The organism is Propionivibrio sp., assembly GCF_047602565.1.
GTDB lineage: Bacteria > Pseudomonadota > Gammaproteobacteria > Burkholderiales > Rhodocyclaceae > Propionivibrio.
The window spans coordinates 719,619-736,524 of record NZ_JASGGX010000001.1 but is presented as its reverse complement, the minus strand read 5'-3'; the positions used below and the strand labels follow the sequence as shown (position 1 = coordinate 736,524).

The following is a 16,906-nucleotide window of genomic DNA, read 5'->3' as shown; positions in this document are numbered from 1 at the left end:
CGCTCATTCGGCATAGGATGCGACGGCCTTCACCGCGAACAGCAGGAACAGCGCCGTGAACGCCGCCAGCGCGCCCAGGGCGACGAGCGCCTCGCCGGTGAACGCCGGCAGGCGCAGGGCGATGTTGGCCTGGGTCAGCGGCGACAGGAGCATCGGTTGCGCCAGCCAGCCGGGCAGGCCGTCGAGCGGGAAGAAGGTGCCGCAGAAAAATCCCATCGGCGTGATCAGGAAATTGGTGTAGGCCATGTGCTCCTCGCTCGTCTTGGTCTTGATCCCCACCAGCAATCCCAGCGCGGAGAAGCAGGCCATTTCCAGCAGCAGGGCGAGCGGGAAGAGCAGCGTCGGCGTCGGCCGCCAGCCGGCGGCGAATCCCGCGGCGGCGACCAGCGCCGTAGCGATCAGGCCGCGGGCGATGCCGGCGGCGACGTGGCCCGCGCAGATCGCCAGCGGGCTGACCGGGGCCAGCAGCACCAGCGTCCAGGTGCGGTAATAGAAGCGCGAGAAATTGACCGCGTTGGCGACCCAGTTGAAGGCGTTGTTCATCGCCGTCATGCCGATCAGGCCGGGGACGAGGAACGACAGGTAATCGCCGCCCCCGATGCGCACCTGGCGGCCCAGGCCCAGCCCGAAAACCAGCAGGTACATCAGCGGCGTGACCAGGGCCGAGACCACGTAGGTCGGGCGCGAGAGCTTGACGCGGAACAACTGCATCTCGCGCAGGAAGATCGGCAGCGCGCCGCTCAGGCGGGACATCGCGCGTCCCTTTCGTTGCCGGCGTCGAGCGCCAGCACGACCTCTTCCAGCGTGGGCAGGGCGTAGCGCGCCCGCAGGGCGGCCGGCGTGCCCTGCGCGACGACGCGCCCGCGCCGCAGGATCGCCACGCGGTCGCACAGCGCCTCGGCCTCCTCCACGTAATGGGTGGTCAGCACGACGGTGCAGCCGGCATCGCGGATCTGCCGGACCAGCGTCCACAGGTCGCGGCGGATCGCCGGGTCGAGGCCGGTGGTCGGCTCGTCGAGCAGCAGGACGCGCGGCCCGGTGAGCAGCGCCCGGCCGATCACCAGCCGCCGGCGCATGCCGCCGGAGAAGTCCTCGACCGGGCGATCCGCGTGCTCCGTGAGGCCCAGCCGGTCGAGCATCGCGGCGACCCGCGCGGCGGCGGCGTCGAGCCGGTGCAGGCGGGCCTGGAAGGCGAGGTTCTGGCGGGCGGTCAATTCGCGGTCCAGGTTGTTTTCCTGGAAGACCAGGCCGATCAGCCGGCGCACCGCCTCGGGCTCGCGCACGGTGTCGTGGCCGCCGACCCGGATGCAGCCCGCGCTCGGGCGCTTGATGGTCGCCATGAGTCCGACCAGCGTGCTTTTGCCGGCGCCGTTGGGTCCCAGCAGGCCGAAAATCTCGCCGGCGCCGACGCTCAGTTCGACCCCGTCGAGCGCCGCGCGGGTGCCGTAGCGCTTGCTCGCCGCATGGACGCGGATCATGGCGCCGGCTTCCGCGTCGAACCCCGTTCCCGCCGCGCGTGGAGTTTCAATGCGCATGCCGGTGATGGATGTCGGGAAAATGCGGGTGCTTGTGCCGCAGCGGCGCGTGCCGGTGCAAGTGCGCGTGCGGCGAGGCGGTCTCCTCGCCGGGGGCGTGCGCGTGCCGGTGGTGCGCGTCGTGCTCGTGCGGGTGCGCGTGTTCGATGGCCTCGTGCACATGCTCGTGCTCGTGGTGCTCGGTCAGGTGCAGCCACACGCCGAAGGCCATCAGCCCGGTGGCGATCCAGAAGGCCGGCGCGGCCGCTTCGCCGGGCAGGAGCAGGGCAATCGCCGCGCCGATGAAGGGCGCGGTGGAAAAGTACGCGCCGGTACGCGCCGTGCCGAGCCCGCGCAGCGCCAGCACGAAGAGCACCAGGCTGACGCCGTAGCCGCCCAGTCCGGCGAGCATGGCCGCCGCGGTCACGCCCCAGCCGGGCAGCATGTCGCCGAGCCAGAGCGCCAGCGCGATGTTGATCGCGCCGGCGATGGCGCCCTTGACTGCGGCGATGAAGAAGGCATCGGCGGCGGACACCTTGCGCGTCAGGTTGTTGTCGATGGCCCAGCACAGGCAGGCCAAGGCGATGGCGGCGGGACCGGCGATGCCGGCCGCGTCGACGGCGCCCGTTTTCCCCGGCCAGGACAGCACGACGCCGCCCGCCACGATGGCGGCCATCCCCAGCACCACGCGCCGGCCGGCGTTCTCGCGGAAGACCACCCAGGCGATCAGCGCGGTGAGCACGGCTTCCAGGTTCAGCAGCAGCGAGGCGGTCGCCGCGCTGGCGCGGCTCAGCCCGTACATCAACGCCACCGGGCCGAGCATGCCGCCGAAGACGATGGCGCCCGCCAGCCACGGCCATTCGGCGCGGGCCAGTCCGGAAGGCCGCCAGCCCCGGTCGCGGACGAGCCGGGCCAGCAGCAGGCCCGCGCCGCTGCCGAAATAGAGCAGCCCGGCGAGCAGCCACGGCGACGTCTCGCCGACCAGCAGCTTGGCGAGCGGCGTGCTCGCCCCGAACAGGAAAGCGGCGAGCAATGCACTGGCGACGCTGGGGTTCATACTGGAAGTCCTCAGTCAAGGAAGCGCTGAAATAGTCCACATTCGTCATTCCGGCGCAGGCCGGAATCCAGGAGAACCGGCGCACTGGACCCCGGCCTGCGCCGGGGTGACGAATAAATCGGTGTTTCCGTAACCGCAGCGAACACGGCGGGCACGGCGAAGAATATTTTTAACCAGAATATTATTATTTTTCTCCGTGCTCCCCGTCTTCTCCGTGCTAATGAGCACTTTTCCCCGTCGCGTGCCGCATTCCTCCCTACGCCGCCGGATCGCCCGGCGCGAGCCCCGCGATGCGCGCGTCCAGCGCGGCGAGCATGCCATGCTGGTGTTCCCACTTGTCGGCGTAGCCCAGGCCCAGGGCGAGCGGCACGACGAAGGCCGGGTCGTCTCGGCCGGCGGCGGCGCAGCGTTCGGCCAGCACGTCGTGGTAGTGGTTCCAGCGGTCGCGCCGTCCGGCGGTGGCGACGGCGATCTGCGCGCCGTGGTTGGCCGCGGCCTCGCGCCGGCAGGGCGACGGGACGACGCCCCAGCCGATCTGGTCGCAGACGTGGATGAAGGCGGCGACGGCGAGCACGGTCAGCGGATCGCGTTCGAGCAGCGACGGCACCAGTTGCACGCTGGCGCGCGCGTCCGGCGGCAGCAGCGGCAGAACGGCGTCGACCAGCGCCGTGCCGCGCAGGCCGAAGCGTTCCATCAGGCGCGCGCACGAGCCGCGTTCGGACGGATGCATGCCGTTCTGGAACAGCAGCGTTTCCTTGATCGCGCGGCGCACCGCCTTGCCGATCAGCTCCCCGGCTGTGGTGTGATGGCCGGCGCCACGCAGCGGGCGCGCCGCGCCGGCGGCCGGGACGCAGACGGCGACCTGATCGGTGCCGGTGCCCGTCGCCAGCCCGGAGGAGTAGCGCGACGGCACCGACAGTTCCTGCAGCGCGGCCGTCTTGGCCTCGGTGGCGGTCATCACCGCGCGCACCAGCGCGCCGTCGAGCATCGGCTGGTTGAGCGCGATCATCACGTTGATGGTGCCGTGCGCCGGCGGCTGTTCGCGCGCGATCGGCTCGTAGCGGCCGTCGAACTCGTAGCCGGAGGCCGGGTCGCCGGCGCGCGCGGCGTTGCTCTCGACGCCGCCGGTGGCCACGGCGAGCACGGCGATGTCGCGGAATTCCTCGTGCACGACGGCCAGGTTGTTCATGTTCGCTGCCGTGCCGAGCTGCGCGGCGCGCAGGCCGCCGAGGCCGTGGCGTTCGAGCAGCGCGGCGGCATAGAGGTCCGGCCGCTCGATCACCGCCCGCGACGGATGGCGCGACAGCGGCCCGGCCGGTTCGCAGCCCTGGTGGTTGTACACCAGGTCCAGCCCCTCGGCGATGCCGCCGTTGTCGAGGCCGGTCGAAATGACCCGGTGCGGCGTGCGAAAGCGCAGGGCGACGAACTTGTCGTTGCGATGCAGTTCGATGGCGTCGAAATAAGTGTTCAGCAGCATGTCGCGTTTCCTGGTGGCATTGATGATTGGTTAACCACGGCGAACACGGCGGGCACGGCGAAAAACCAGGATTTTCAAGGAATGCGCGGTTTTCTCCATGTTCTTCATGCCCTTTGGGTTAATACGGTTTCGCTTTTGCCTTTCGCCGTGCCCGCCGTGGTCAATCTTTTGTACCGTCCAGCATAACCCGCGGCCTGACCGCCAGGCGCATCAGGCAGTCGAGCTTGCCGGCGCGCGGCGAGAGCAGGGCTAGCGCGGGGCAACGGCCGCGGCAGCCGGTCGCGGCGCAGCCGCCGCAGGCCGAGGTGTCGGGCGGCAGGCCCACGCGCAGGCGGGCGTAGTCGGGCGCCGCCGCCGTGCCGCAATGGTATTCCGGCCGGCCGGCGAGCGAGGCGCAGGGGTAGAGGTTGCCGTCGGCGGTCAGCGCCGCGCCGAGGCCGGCTTCGCTCGGGCAGTAGCCGCCGCCACCAACATCGCCGCCGCAGTCGGCGGCGGCCAGTTCGCGCAGGCGGAGCGGCGCGCGGCGGTGGCGGTTGGTCCATTCCAGGCGCTCGGCGAGCGCGCGGAAGGCACGGCGCAGGTCGGCCGGCGCGGCGAGGTCGTCCTCGCGGGCGCGGCCGGCCGGGCGCAGGATATCGAGGCCGAGCGAGCGCGCCTGCGCGAAGCCGGCGAGCAGCAGGCCCAGGTCGGGCAGCGTGGCGACCGTGTCGCGGCCGACCACGGCGGTGACGCCGAACGGAATGCCGGCCGCTTCCAGGCGCGCGAGGCCGCGCAGCACGTCGCCCGTGTGCCCGCGCACGCGGTCGTTGACCGCTGGCGGCCCGTCCAGGCTGACGCCGACGGCGAGGCGGTGGCGCTTGACGAGCGCGATGAAGTCGTCGTCGATGGCGATGCCGTTGGTCTGCACGCCGATGCGCGTGACGCCGAGGGCCCGGGCCTGCGCGGCGACACTGTCCACGATGCGTGGCACGAGCAGCGGCTCGCCGCCGGCGATCTGCACTTCGGCGCCGGGGCCGAGGCCGAGGTTTTGCGCCGCCGCCGCGAAGGTCCGTTCGTCGAGATCGACCTCCGGCACGTCGCCCGCGCTCATGTAGCAGTAGCGGCAGCGCAACTGGCAGCGCGTGGTGACCCAGACGACGAGCAGCTTGACGGCGAGCGGCGGAAAGAGCGGCGGCGGCATCGCTGACTGTCGTGCTTCAGTCGCGCGCGCGGCCGACCGAGGCCAGCGCGAGGATGAAGAACAGCGCGCCGGCGCCCGCCAGCACGGCGAAATCGGCGGACCGTGCCGGCAGGCCGAGCGCCGCGTTGCGGATGGCGTCGGCGGCGTGCGTCAGCGGCAGCAGCCGGACCAGGGTTTGCGCCCAGCCGGGCAGGCTGTCGACCGGAAAGAGCGTGCCGCCAAGGAAGGACATCGGCGTGATCACGAAGGACACCAGCATCGACTGGTCGGCGTGCGACTTGACGATCATCGCCAGCAGCACGCCGAGCGAGGCGAAGGCCGCGGCGTTCAACGCGGCGGCGAGCAGGAAGCATCCGTCCACGCGCACGCCGATGGAAAAGGCCAGCGCGACGGCGAGGATGACCGCGACGCCGAGCGCCGCGCGGGTGACGCCGGCGCAGACCTCGCCGAGCACGTAGGCTGCGTTGGGGATCGGCGCGGCCTGGAATTCCTCGAACACGTGCAGGTAGAAGCGCGCGACGTTGATTTCGCCGGCGATGCCGTAGGCCTGCGTCATGCAGGTCATGGCGACCAGTCCGGGAATCAGGAATTCGAGGTAGCTGCGGCCGGGCAGCGGCGAATGCCCGGCCATCGCCGTGCCGAAAGCGACGAGGTAGAGCAGCGGCAGCACCATCATCGAGGTCAGGTGGCGGAAGAAGCGCCGGCGCAGCAGGCGCATTTCGCGCAGGTAGACGGCGACGAAGCCGTTCCAGCCGTTCAGCATGGCAGCGCCTCCTTGCCGGTCATGCGCAGGAAGGCGTCCTCCAGGCTGACGCGGCGCAGCGTCAGCGCGTCGGAGAAGCCGCTGGCGGCCTGTTGCGCCGCGCCGTGGTCGGGAAAATAGTCGGTGCGATAGACGGAACCCCGGCCTTCCCGACCGTACCGGTCGATGGCCCATTCGCCGATGCGGGCCTTGAGCGCGGCGGGCGTGTCGAGCGCGCGCAGCCGGCCGGCGTCGAGGAAAGCCACGCGGTCGGCGAGGAATTCCGCTTCCTCGATGTAGTGCGTGGTCAGGAAGATCGTCGTGCCGCCGGCCTGGATGGTCTTGATCAATCCCCACAGGCGGCGGCGCACGTCGGCGTCGAGCCCGACCGTCGGCTCGTCGAGGAACAGGATCTTGGGGCGGTGCATCAGCGCGCGGGCGATCATCAGCCGCCGCTTCATGCCGCCGGACAGGGTGCCGACGCGCTGGTCGCGGCGGTCGGCGAGGTTGACGTAGTCGAGCAGCACGCGCGTCCGCTCCGCGCGGTCGCCGGCCGGCATGCCGAACAGCCGGCCGTGGAGGTCCATGTTGTCGGCCAGCGACAGGTCGTTGTCGACGTTGGTGTGCTGGACGACGAGTCCGCACTGCCGCTTGGCGGCCAGCGGATCGGCCTCGATGTCGGCGCCGCCGACGATGGCGCGGCCGTCGGAGAGCCGGGTCAGGCCGGCGAGGATGCGGATGGTGGTCGATTTGCCCGCGCCGTTCGGCCCGAGGTAGGCGAACAGCTCGCCGGGCCGCACGTGCAGGCTGACGCCGGCCAGCGCGGCGCGCTCGCCGTAACGCTTTTGCAGATTGTCGAGGACGATCATCTTGGGTTTTTGTTGATTATGGAAAATCTTTGTTGGCCAGGGAGGGCACGGCGACAGGTTTTTTTGTTCTTGGTTATATCGGGATGCGGGCAGGCGAAGAGATGGAGGTTCAGCGACCGGCTCCTCCCCCTTCAAGGGGGAGGTTGGGTGGGGGATGGGGTTCGCGCGGAGAAGGAGGGAGTTGACGTCTCTGACCCCATCCCCACCCCGGCCCTCCCCTTGAAGGGGAGGGGGAGGAACCCCCGGGGCTCGCATGCCATGCCGTCGCCATCGGCTTCACGCCGCCCGCGTGGCGATGACGTTTTCGAACGGGCGGCGGCGCACGCGGTGGGCCAGCGCCAGCGCCGCCGCGCCGTCGACGTCCTCCTCGCGCACGTCCTCGCGTCCGGCCCAGGCGGCCAGCGCCTTGGCGGCCTTGAGCATGATGATGTCGCTGCGGTGGCCGTCGACGCCGAGCCTGAGCGAGCGTTCGGCGATGGCGTAGAGGATCGCGTCGGCCGCCTGCACGTGCGGGTAGGCGGCGATGGCGGCGGCGATCGCCTGGCGCAGCTTTTCCGTCTCGCCGGCCCAGCGTTCGGCGAAGGCGGACGGATCGTCCTCGAACGCGGCGCGGCGCTTGACCACCTCGACGCGCTGCGCCGGGTCGGTCAGGCCCTCGACGTGCACGCACAGGCCGAAGCGGTCGAGCAGTTGCGGGCGCAGTTCGCCTTCCTCCGGGTTCATCGTGCCGATCAGCGTGAAGCGCGCCGGGTGCGACAGGCTGATGCCTTCGCGCTCGATGGTGTTGACGCCCATCGCCGCCGAGTCGAGCAGCACGTCGACCACATGGTCGTCGAGCAGGTTGACCTCGTCCATGTACAGGATGCCGCGGTTGGCGGCGGCGAGCAGGCCCGGCTCGATCACCTTGCGGCCTTCCTTCAGCGCCGTCTCCAGGTCGATGGTGCCGATCACCCGGTCCTCGGTGGCCGAGACCGGCAGTTCGACCACCCGTACCTTGCGCCGGCGCACCGGCAGCGCCTCGCCGGCCGCGTGGCGCGCGTGCACCTCCGGCGCCATGGCACGCGGGTCGTGCGGGTCGCTCTGGAACGGGTCGCCGTCGACCACGTCGATCTCCGGCAGCAGGTCGGCCAGCGCGCGCACGGCGGTGGATTTGGCGGTGCCTTTCTCGCCGCGGATCAGCACGCCCGAGAGGCCGGGGTTGATGACGTTGAGGATCAGGCTCTTCTTGAGGTCTTCCTGGCCGACGATGGCGACGAAGGGATAGATGGCGGCGCGGCCGCCTTGGCTGGCCTGGGCCGCTGGCACGGTGGTAGTCACGCTTGATGCTCCTTGGCGATGGAAACGAGGTCTTCGGCGCGAAGTTCCTCGACTTTGAAATAGGACGCCCCGAGCGCCACGGCGAGCTGGCGCGCGAGGTCGAGGCGGACGACGCCCGGCGCCTCGGTGTCGACCACGGCGAACTGCGCCGTCGGGAACTGCGCGCCGAGCGCGGCGGCGGCGCGCAGCGCCTCGTCGCGCGGCACGCCTTCGCCGAGCGCGGCGTTGGCGCGGCCGTCGGTCATCAGGATCACCAGCGGCAGGATCGCCGGTTCCTTGCGCAGCACCTGGCGCAGCACGCCGGCCGCTTCGGCCAGTCCGGCGGTGAGCGGCGTGCGGCCGCCGATCGGCAGGTCGGCGAGCAGGCGCGCGGCGCGCTCGACCGAGTTGGTCGGCGGCAGCACGACTTCGGCGGCGCGGCCGCGGAAGGAGACCATGGCCACCTTGTCGCGCTTCTGGTAAGCGTCGAGCAGCAGGCTCATGATCGCCGCCTTGGTTTCCACCATGCGGCGGCGCGCGCCCATCGAGCCCGAGCCGTCGACCACGAAGAGCAGGAAATTGCCGATGCGCCGCTCGCGGATCTTCTCGCGGATGTCGTCCGGCGCGATGCGCACCGCCATGCCGTCCGGTTCGGCGAGGCGCCGCAGCTTCTGGTACGGCGCGGCGGCGCGCAGCGTGGCGTCGAGCGCCAGGTCGTTGCGCGCCGAGCGGCGCGGCGTGCTCTTGACGTAGCGGCCCTGCTTGCTGGCCGAGCGCGAACGCGAGCGCCGCCCGGAGCCGGTGCGCAGGACCTGGTCCTGGCTCTGGCGCTGGAGCGCGCGCACGGCGTAGGTCGCGCCGATTTCCTGCACGTCGTCGGGTGTCTCGTCGTCCTGGCCGCGGTCGTTTTCGGGGGGCGCCTCGTCGGGCCGGCCGTCGCGGCCGGGATCGCCGGCCGGCGGGGGAGGCGCGGCGTCGCTCCCGCCGTCTGCCGCGTCGCCGCCGTCTTCCGGCGGCGGGGTTTCGTCGGGCGGCGGGTCCTGGTCCTGCGGCTCCTGCGCCTCCTCTTCCTCGTCCCTGGGCGGCCCCGGCGGCGGAGGAGGCGGCGGCATTTCCGGCGTGCCCGCGCGCATGCGGTGCAGCAGCGCCATCGGCGCCACCTTCAGAATGTCGTCGGCATTGACGTCGCTGCGTCCGTGCCACGCGGCGTGCGCCCGCGCCGCGCGCGCGATGACGATGTCGGCGCGGTGGCCGGCGACGTGGTTGCGGGCGCAGATCTCGGTGATGAAGCCGACCAGATGGCCGGGAATGACCACCTCCGGCAGGCGCTCGCGCGCGTCGGCGATGCGCCGGCCGAGCGCCGCCTCCTCGCCGGCGCGGGCGGCGAGGAAGGCCGCCGGGTCGCGGTCGAAGGCCTCGCGCCGCCGGAGCAGCTCGACGCGCACGTCCGGATCGGTGTCGCCGCCGATCGACACGGCCAGTCCGAAGCGGTCGAGCAGCTGCGGGCGCAATTCGCCTTCCTCGGGGTTCATCGTGCCGATCAGGATGAAGCGGGACGGGTGGCGCAGGCTCTGCCCCTCGCGCTCGACGATGTTCTCGCCGCTCTCCGCCGCGTTGAGGATGCTGTCGACCAGGTGGTCGTCGAGCAGGTTCACTTCGTCGATGTACAGCACGCCGCCGTGGGCGCGCGCCAGCAGTCCGGGCTGGAAGCGCAGCTCGCCGTCGCGCACCGCGCTTTCGAAGTCGATGGCGCCGATGACCATGTCCTCGGTGGCGCCGAGCGGGAAATCGACGAATGCCGGCGCCGTCCCGTCGGCGGCCGGCGGCAGCAGGTGGCGCAGGCCGCGCGCGGCGGTCGATTTGGCGGTGCCTTTCTCGCCGCGCACCACGACGCCGCCGATCGCCGGGTTCACGGCGTTGAGCAGCAGCGCCAGCTTCATCTCCTCCTGCGCGAGGATCGCCGAGAACGGATAGCCGCGGCGCAGCAGATGGTGGTGCGGCCGGTGGCGCGGCTGGCCGGGCCGGCCGGCGTCGTTCCGCGTCATGCCGTGGCCCGCTGGCTGGATTCGTGGCCGGCAACGTGCAGGCGGTCGATGGCGGCGGACAGTTCGGCCAGGCTGGCGCAGGCGTGTCCGTGCCCGGTGTCCCCCAGCCGGAAGAACGGCATGCCGCGTTCGGCGGAGCGGGCGCGCAGGGCGTCGGCGTCGGGGCCGCGGGCGCCGCTGTCCACGACGAAATCGCAGGCGGGCAGGGCGTCGAGGGCGGCCGCGAGCGTCTGGCAAGGCGCGTCGGCGTGGGCCGCGCGCACATAGGAGACCGCGCCGAGCGCACCGGCGACGTAGGCGTCGAGGTCGCCCTCGTTGAGCACGCCGGTCTCGATCGTCAAGCCCTTCTTGCTGAGCAGCCGGAACAGCGCGGCGCCCGTGCCGTGGCCGGCGATGACGAAGGCCCGGCCGGCGCCGCCGTCGCCGCGGAATTCGATGCTGCCGAGCCGCAGGTCGAAATCGGCGGCGTCGAAGTCGTAGAGGCGGGCGACCTTCTCGCCGGTCAGCACCGCCTCCGGCAGCCCGTAGTCGCAGACGCGGCCTTCGCCGACCAGCAGGACGCGATCGGCCACCTTGGCGGCGATGTCGATGTCGTGCAGCGAGGCGAGCACGCTGAGTCCCCGCGTGCGGCACAGCGACCGCAGGATGCCCATGACCTCGATGCGGTGCTTGAGGTCGAGGTGCGCGGTCGGTTCGTCGAGCAGCATCAGTTTCGGCTCCTGCGCCAGCGCCCGCGCCAGGACCACCTTCTGCCGCTCGCCGTCGCTCAGCTCCTCGACCAGGCGGTCGGCCAGGTCGCCGGCGGCCACGGCGGCGAGCGACTGGCCGACGACCTCGACGTCGCGCGCCGACAGTCGGCCCATGAAGCCGGTGTGCGGGTAGCGCCCGAGCGCCACGAACTCGCTCACCGACAGCAGCGGCGGCTTGGCGTTGTCGGTCAGGCAGACCGACACGGCGCGCGCCAGGTCGAGCGCGCTGATGCGCTCGATGTTCTGCCCGAGGATTTCGACCGTGCCGGACAGCGGCTTGATGTGCCGCGACAGGGTGCGCAGCAGCGTCGTCTTGCCCGCGCCGTTGGGGCCGAGCAGGCCGATGAACTGGCCGCGCCCGAAGTCGAGATCGATGTCCGAGAGGACCGGCTGGCGATAGCCGACGGTCAGTCCCGAACTGCGCAGGATGCTTGCGTGGGTCACGATTTCATTCCCTTTTTCAGGAGCAGGTAGATGACGATCGGCGCGCCGAAGAAGGCGGTGATCGCCGACAGCGGCAGTTCGACCGGGGACAGCCACATGCGCGCGATCAGGTCGCACAGGCTGGTGATCAGCGCGCCGAACAGGCAGGCGCCGGGCAGCAGCACGCGGTTGTCCGAGGTGCCGAGGGAGAGCCGCGCCATGTGCGGCACGGCCAGGCCGATGAAGGCGACCGGGCCGGCGAAGGCGGTCACCAGCCCGGCCAGCGACGAGGCGAGCAGCAGGATCGCCAGGCGGAAGCGGCGGATGTCCACGCCCATCGACGCGGCGTAGTCCTCGCCGAGCAGCAGCGCGTTGAGCGGCTTGCTCATCAGGTAGGTGCCGGCGAGCATCAGGCCGCCGACGATGAACATGATCCACACCTCGGCCCACTTGAAGCCGGAAAAGCTGCCCATCTGCCACAGCACGAAGCCCTTGATCGTTTCCTTCTCGGCCAGCGCGGTGAGGATCGAGGTCACCGCGCCGCACAGGTAGCCCATCATCAGGCCGATGATCAGCAGGGTCGCGCCGCCGCGCACGCGCGCGGCGATGGCCACGATCAGCGCGGTGACGCCGTAGGCGCCAAGGCACGAGGCGATGGTGTTGAGATACGGCGCGTAGCCCGAGAACCCCAGGCCGATGCTGGTCAGCATGACCAGCGAGACCATCACCGTCGAGCCGGACGAGATGCCGAGGATGAACGGTCCGACGATCAGGTTGCGGAAATACACCTGCAGCAGCAGGCCGGAGACGGCCAGGAAGGCGCCGCCGAGCGCGGCGGCGATGGTGCGCGGCAGGCGGATGTTCCAGACGATGTAGGAAATGTCGCTCTTCCCGGCGGGATTGAGCAGCGCGCCGATCAGGTCGTTGACGGGGTAGGAGATCGACCCGATGCGCAGGTTGAGCACCATCATCACGGCGGTCAGCGCGAGGAGCAGGGCGAACACCCAGGCGCGGCGGCTGAGCGGGGCGATCAGGTTGGCTTGAATGGCTTCGGCGTGCATGGCATCAACCTCCCGCGGCCGGCTTGACCGGATCGGTGTCCGGCAGCTCGACGAAGAACGACAGCGTGTGCTCCGGATAGGCTTGCGGATGGAGGATGGCCGAGATTTCGGTCAGGATTTCGTCCAGCCGGTCGGCCGATTGCGAGTAATGGGGCTTGGGCGCATAGACGCGGCCTTCCGGCCCCAGCGGCCGGATTTCGGCGATGAGGGGGTTGGAGCGCGCCAGCGCCGCCTTCGACGAGGCGCCGCGTCCCGGCGTGCGGTAGGTGAAATAGATGTCCGCCTCCTTGCCGCTGTGGATGAAGCGTTCGGTGGAAATCTCGATGCACGAGGTGCCGTACACGTCGTCGAACAGGTAGCTGCTCTGCGCCAGCCCGATCAGTTCCGCCACCCAGGCGTTGCCGGGTTCGACGAGCACGCGCTTCTCGTAGATGTCGCCCCACATGGCCTTGGGCTGCGGCAGGTCCTTGGTGCGGTCGCGGATGTCCTGCAGGGCGGCGGCGACTTTCTCGAAATAGGCCTTGCCTTGCGCCTCCCGCTCGAAGAACGGCGCGATGAACTCGACGAAGCGCATGTGCGTGCTGAGGCACGTGGCGACCGGCGTGGTGGTGACCACGACCGGGATGCCCAGGCTGTCCATCATCGGGATGATCGATGGGTCCCAGGTCATCACCATGTCCGGGTGCTGCGCCTTGATGCGCTCGAAGTTGACGTCGCTGCTCTGGCCGACATAGACGATGCGGCCTTCGTCGAAGCCGCGCCGCACGTCTTCGCGCATCCATTTTTCCTTCGGGTCGGTCACCCCGACCAGCGCGTCGGAGACGCCGAGCGCCGCCATGATGCCGACCTCGAAGGCGCGGTAGGCGACCGCGCGGCGCACCGGTATCTCGATCACGTTGGTCGGCGCGAAGCCCTCGGGCGCCTTCGCGCCGCGCGGGATCAGCGCCAGCTTGCGGCCGGCGCCGTCGCGCACCTCGGTGTAGCCGTCCTTCTTGTTGACCGAGAACTCGCCGATGTTCATGAACGATTTCTTCGGTTTCTGCACGGCGGCGTCGTTCTGGCAGGCGGCCAGCGCGGTGATCAGCACGGCGGCCAGACAGCCGATCCAACCGGTTCGGCGAAAGATTCCCATGGTTTCCTACCTCCTGAATTTGCGTCCGAAAACATAAAGCGCGAGCCCCAGCACGAAGATCGCCATGCCCGACTGGTAGATGACCGCCGACGGGTCGCGGCGCACGATCAGCCCGATGTAGGCGCGGCCCATGCCGCCGCCCGGCTTGCGCGGCTGGAAGTCGCTCAGGTAGATGCCGACGCCGTCAACGTGGATCGGCGCGTTGAAATTGAGCACCGCCGGGTAGGCCTGTCCGTCGCGCAGGATCGTCACTTGTGCGTTCGGCCGCATCACGTACCCCTCGAACGCTTCCACGCGCTTGCCTTGCAGCACGTCCGGCGCGAAGCCGTGGAAATGTAGTGCCGCTCCCGTGCCGGGGAGTTCGATGCGTCCGCCGGGGCGCAAGGCGCGGCCGGTGTCGCTGGTGGCGAACAGATAGCTGCACAGATAGCCGGCGAGGATGATCAGCACGGCGTAGTGCATCAGGTGCGGCGCGAGGCGGAACGGCAGCTCGCGCCGGGCCGGGCGCTGCGCCAGGATGTGGATGACGCGCTCGGTCGTGCACACGAAGGTGTTGACCGCCAGCCCGCCGAGCAGGACGAGCATGACGAAGAACCAGAGCGCATGCGCCGGATTGGCGGCGCCGTAGCTGTCCATCCATTCGAGCAGGCCGACGTCGCTCATCGGCGCGAAGATTTCGAGGTTCTCCCGCAGCGACAGATAGCCCAGCCCGAGGTCGGCGGCGAGCAGGAAGCAGAGGGCGACGGTCAGGCGGATGCTGCCGAGCGCGCGCCACAGCCGGACCGCGAGTCCGCGCAATGATCCGCTCATGGCAGCCACCCTCCGGCGAGTGGGTTGCGGAACGGCCCCATGTCCGGGCCGCCGTTGAGGACGAGGACCAGCGCCACGCCGAGGACGCTCATCCCCGCGCGCATCCGGCGGCTTCCCAGGCCGCCCAGGTGCAGGTGGATGGCGCCGACGTAGAACAACCAGGTGGCGATGGCGGTCAGCGTGGATGCGTCCTCCCAGACCATCGGCACGCCCCAGCCGGAATACGACCAGACTTCTCCGGAAAACAGCGACAGCGTCCAGAAGGCGAAGCCCCAGATCATCCAGCGGAACATGCGCTGCATCACGTTGCCGTGCCCGCACAGCGCGGCGCAGCCCCAGCCGCCGGCGATGAACAGGCAGGCGCGTCCGAGTGAACCGAACAGCAGCACGCCGTGCGCGTAGACGGACGTCGTCTTGATGATCGGCACGTAGAAATCCTTGGGGAAGCAGACGCCGGCGAGCACCGCCACCAGCCCGCAGGCGATCAGCCAGCGGCGCACCACGAGCGCGCCCTCGGCGCGGCCGCCGCGCAGCGCGGACATGCCCAGCAGAGCGAGCAGCGGCGGAAAGAGGATACTGCCGGAGAACATCGGCGTCATCGGCCAGACCATCCAGTAGCGCAGGCCGGCATACCACGCGCCGGCCGCCGCCGCAGCCCACCACGCGGCGCTTGCCGCAGGATGCGCCGGGCGGCTGGCGCGGCCCGGCAGCCATGCGGCGATCAGCGCCAGCAACAGCAGCAATGCTTCGACCTTGAGCACCCACCGGCTCAGTTCCATGGTCCTTCCCCAATGCGCGCGATGCCCGGAAAAAGGCGCACCGCCGATCAAACGAAGCGTGGGATCACCGGGTCGGGGGAATGCTCGAAACGTCGGAAAACGCCGCAACGGTTCCAGTCGGCCAAGGCCGCGCGGACGGGTGGAAGCACAAGCAGGTGGAAAGAGGTTCTTTCCGGTTTCCGCGATGCGCGGATGCTTCTTGTTGTCGCGTGGCGCCAGACGGCTTTCACCCACCCCGGGGAAATACCCATCCAAGCTCTCGGGCCGGTCTTCTGGCTCGCCGTCATCCTCTTCCGGCACCTTCCCGCGCGAATCGCGTCGCGCAGTGGCGTATTGCCGGAATCGTCAGGCCTACAGCAGCGGGGGCTGCGCCGGAATGTCTGGCTCACGAAGATGAGCAGAGGCACCGGCTTCCCGTTTCACTCCATTCCACGGCCGTGGAACGGAGCACCCGAAATCAACGGGCATTCTATCGGGCGAGTTGGAAACACACAAGCCGCCGGCCGGCGCCGGGTCGGCTACACTTGCCGCCATCGCCCCGTCCCGCCGCGCAGACATGCCGCTGACCCTCGCGTCTCCCGTCCACCACGAACTGATCGTCAAGAAGAGCCGCTTCATCGCCTGCGTGCAGCCGACGGTGGACCGGGCTGCGGCGCAGAAGGTCGTGGCCGGACTGCGCGCGCGGCACCCGGACGCTGCCCACGTCTGCTGGGCGCTGCTGGCTGGCGGGCAGTCGGCCGCGGTGGATGACGGCGAGCCCGGCGGTACGGCGGGCCGGCCCATGCTGGACGTCTTGCGCCACCAGGATCTCGACGGCGTGCTGGCGACCGTGGTGCGCTACTTTGGCGGCGTCAAGCTCGGCGCCGGCGGGCTGGTGCGCTCGTATGCCGGCAGCGTCGCGCAGGCGCTGCTCGGCGCCCGCAAGGTGGAAATCTTCCGGCTGCGCAGGCTGCGCTGCGAGCTGCCGTACCCGCTGGAAGGCCTGCTCCGGCGCGAACTCGAACGGAGCGGCGCGACGCTGGAGCGCGTGGCCCACGGCGCCGGCGTATGCTGCGAATTCGGCCTGCCGGAAAATGCCGCCGCCGCGCTGATCGCCCGCCTGAACGAAGCGGCCGGCGGGCGGATCGTCTGGCGGGAAGAGGATTCGACCTGATCGCGGTTTTCCGCGTTCGACGGAGGTGACGATGAGACGATTGCCGCTCGCCAAGGCCTTCACCCTGATGGAGTCCGGCCCCGTCGTGCTGGTCGCCACGCACGACGGCCAGAAGAACAACGTGATGACTATCTCATGGACCATGGTCGTGGACTTCACGCCGACCTTCGCTATGACCACCGGCCCGTGGAACCACTCCTACGCCGCGCTGAGAAAATCGCGGGAATGCGTGATTGCCGTGCCGACCGTCGACCTGATCGACCGGGTGGTGGGCGTGGGCACGTGCTCCGGTGCGGATACGGACAAGTTCGAGCGCTTCGGCCTGACCCCGCTGGCCGCGCAGCATGTCCGGGCGCCGCTGATCAGGGAGTGCCTGGCCAACATCGAATGCAAGGTCGTCGACATCGTGGAGAAGCACAACATCGTCGTGCTGGAGGGCGTCGCCGCGTACCGCGACGGAACCCGCAAGGAGAAAAGGACGATCCATGCCGTCGGCGACGGCACCTTCATCGTGGACGGCGAGCGCATCGACCGGAGGAAAATGATGCGCAGCAAGCTGCCGCCGGGCGTTTAGCCATTCGCGCCTCAGCGGCGAATGGCACTCTTATTCACCGCATTT

At 70.2% G+C, this 16,906-nt stretch carries 16 protein-coding genes and 1 riboswitch; of the genes, 2 read left to right on the top strand and 14 right to left on the bottom strand.

Going from position 1 to position 16,906, the window contains the following annotated elements; genetic code table 11:
- Nucleotides 1-3: 3 nt before the first annotated feature.
- The 14 genes from QM701_RS03370 to QM701_RS03305 form a co-directional block, all read right to left on the bottom strand.
- Nucleotides 4-753 carry an ABC transporter permease gene (locus QM701_RS03370; RefSeq protein WP_415165681.1) on the bottom strand — a complete coding sequence of 250 codons (750 nt, stop codon included), beginning with the start codon at nt 751-753 and terminating at the stop codon, nt 4-6.
- Nucleotides 741-1,478 (bottom strand): ABC transporter ATP-binding protein, encoded by a 738-nt coding sequence (locus QM701_RS03365; RefSeq protein WP_415165680.1) that lies wholly within the window; start codon nt 1,476-1,478, stop codon nt 741-743. The genes QM701_RS03370 and QM701_RS03365 overlap by 13 nt, the downstream gene beginning before the upstream one ends.
- A 46-nt stretch (nt 1,479-1,524) precedes the next feature.
- Nucleotides 1,525-2,571: a DMT family transporter gene (locus QM701_RS03360; protein WP_415165679.1), complete on the bottom strand. Its 1,047-nt coding sequence runs from the start codon at nt 2,569-2,571 to the stop codon at nt 1,525-1,527.
- A gap of 256 nt (nt 2,572-2,827) precedes the next feature.
- Nucleotides 2,828-4,048, bottom strand: a complete 1,221-nt coding sequence (locus tag QM701_RS03355) for an adenosylcobinamide amidohydrolase (RefSeq protein WP_415165678.1) — start codon at nt 4,046-4,048, stop codon at nt 2,828-2,830.
- Between the two features lie 160 nt (nt 4,049-4,208).
- Nucleotides 4,209-5,228: a radical SAM protein gene (locus QM701_RS03350; RefSeq protein ID WP_415165677.1), complete on the bottom strand. Its 1,020-nt coding sequence runs from the start codon at nt 5,226-5,228 to the stop codon at nt 4,209-4,211.
- 16 nt (nt 5,229-5,244) lie between these two features.
- Nucleotides 5,245-5,991 carry an ABC transporter permease gene (locus QM701_RS03345; RefSeq protein WP_415165676.1) on the bottom strand — a complete coding sequence of 249 codons (747 nt, stop codon included), beginning with the start codon at nt 5,989-5,991 and terminating at the stop codon, nt 5,245-5,247.
- A complete protein-coding gene (locus QM701_RS03340) occupies nt 5,985-6,839 on the bottom strand; it encodes an ABC transporter ATP-binding protein (RefSeq protein WP_415165675.1) in 855 nt (284 codons plus the stop codon). Before QM701_RS03340 ends, QM701_RS03345 begins: the two co-directional genes overlap by 7 nt.
- Nucleotides 6,840-7,115: 276 nt before the next feature.
- The gene (locus QM701_RS03335) at nt 7,116-8,156 is read right to left on the bottom strand and encodes an ATP-binding protein (protein ID WP_415165674.1); all 1,041 of its coding nucleotides are present in this window, start codon (nt 8,154-8,156) and stop codon (nt 7,116-7,118) included.
- Nucleotides 8,153-10,180 (bottom strand): AAA family ATPase, encoded by a 2,028-nt coding sequence (locus QM701_RS03330; protein ID WP_415165673.1) that lies wholly within the window; start codon nt 10,178-10,180, stop codon nt 8,153-8,155. The genes QM701_RS03335 and QM701_RS03330 overlap by 4 nt, the downstream gene beginning before the upstream one ends.
- Nucleotides 10,177-11,373: an ABC transporter ATP-binding protein gene (locus QM701_RS03325; RefSeq protein WP_415165672.1), complete on the bottom strand. Its 1,197-nt coding sequence runs from the start codon at nt 11,371-11,373 to the stop codon at nt 10,177-10,179. Before QM701_RS03325 ends, QM701_RS03330 begins: the two co-directional genes overlap by 4 nt.
- Nucleotides 11,370-12,413, bottom strand: a complete 1,044-nt coding sequence (locus tag QM701_RS03320) for a FecCD family ABC transporter permease (RefSeq protein WP_415165671.1) — start codon at nt 12,411-12,413, stop codon at nt 11,370-11,372. Before QM701_RS03320 ends, QM701_RS03325 begins: the two co-directional genes overlap by 4 nt.
- 4 nt (nt 12,414-12,417) lie before the next feature.
- Entirely contained in the window at nt 12,418-13,545 is a 1,128-nt protein-coding gene (locus QM701_RS03315; protein WP_415165670.1) for an ABC transporter substrate-binding protein, read from the bottom strand.
- Nucleotides 13,546-13,551: 6 nt separating this feature from the next.
- Entirely contained in the window at nt 13,552-14,355 is an 804-nt protein-coding gene (locus QM701_RS03310; RefSeq protein WP_415165669.1) for a hypothetical protein, read from the bottom strand.
- Entirely contained in the window at nt 14,352-15,134 is a 783-nt protein-coding gene (locus QM701_RS03305; protein ID WP_415165668.1) for a hypothetical protein, read from the bottom strand. Before QM701_RS03305 ends, QM701_RS03310 begins: the two co-directional genes overlap by 4 nt.
- Nucleotides 15,135-15,378: 244 nt before the next feature.
- A riboswitch (cobalamin riboswitch) is annotated at nt 15,379-15,604 on the bottom strand.
- A gap of 86 nt (nt 15,605-15,690) precedes the next feature.
- Between QM701_RS03305 and QM701_RS03300 the strand changes: the two genes are divergently transcribed.
- Together QM701_RS03300 and QM701_RS03295 are read left to right on the top strand one after the other, a co-directional pair.
- Entirely contained in the window at nt 15,691-16,287 is a 597-nt protein-coding gene (locus tag QM701_RS03300) for an IMPACT family protein (RefSeq protein ID WP_415165667.1), read from the top strand.
- 31 nt (nt 16,288-16,318) lie between these two features.
- A complete protein-coding gene (locus QM701_RS03295) occupies nt 16,319-16,861 on the top strand; it encodes a flavin reductase family protein (RefSeq protein ID WP_415165666.1) in 543 nt (180 codons plus the stop codon).
- The last annotated feature ends 45 nt before the right edge of the window (nt 16,862-16,906 follow it).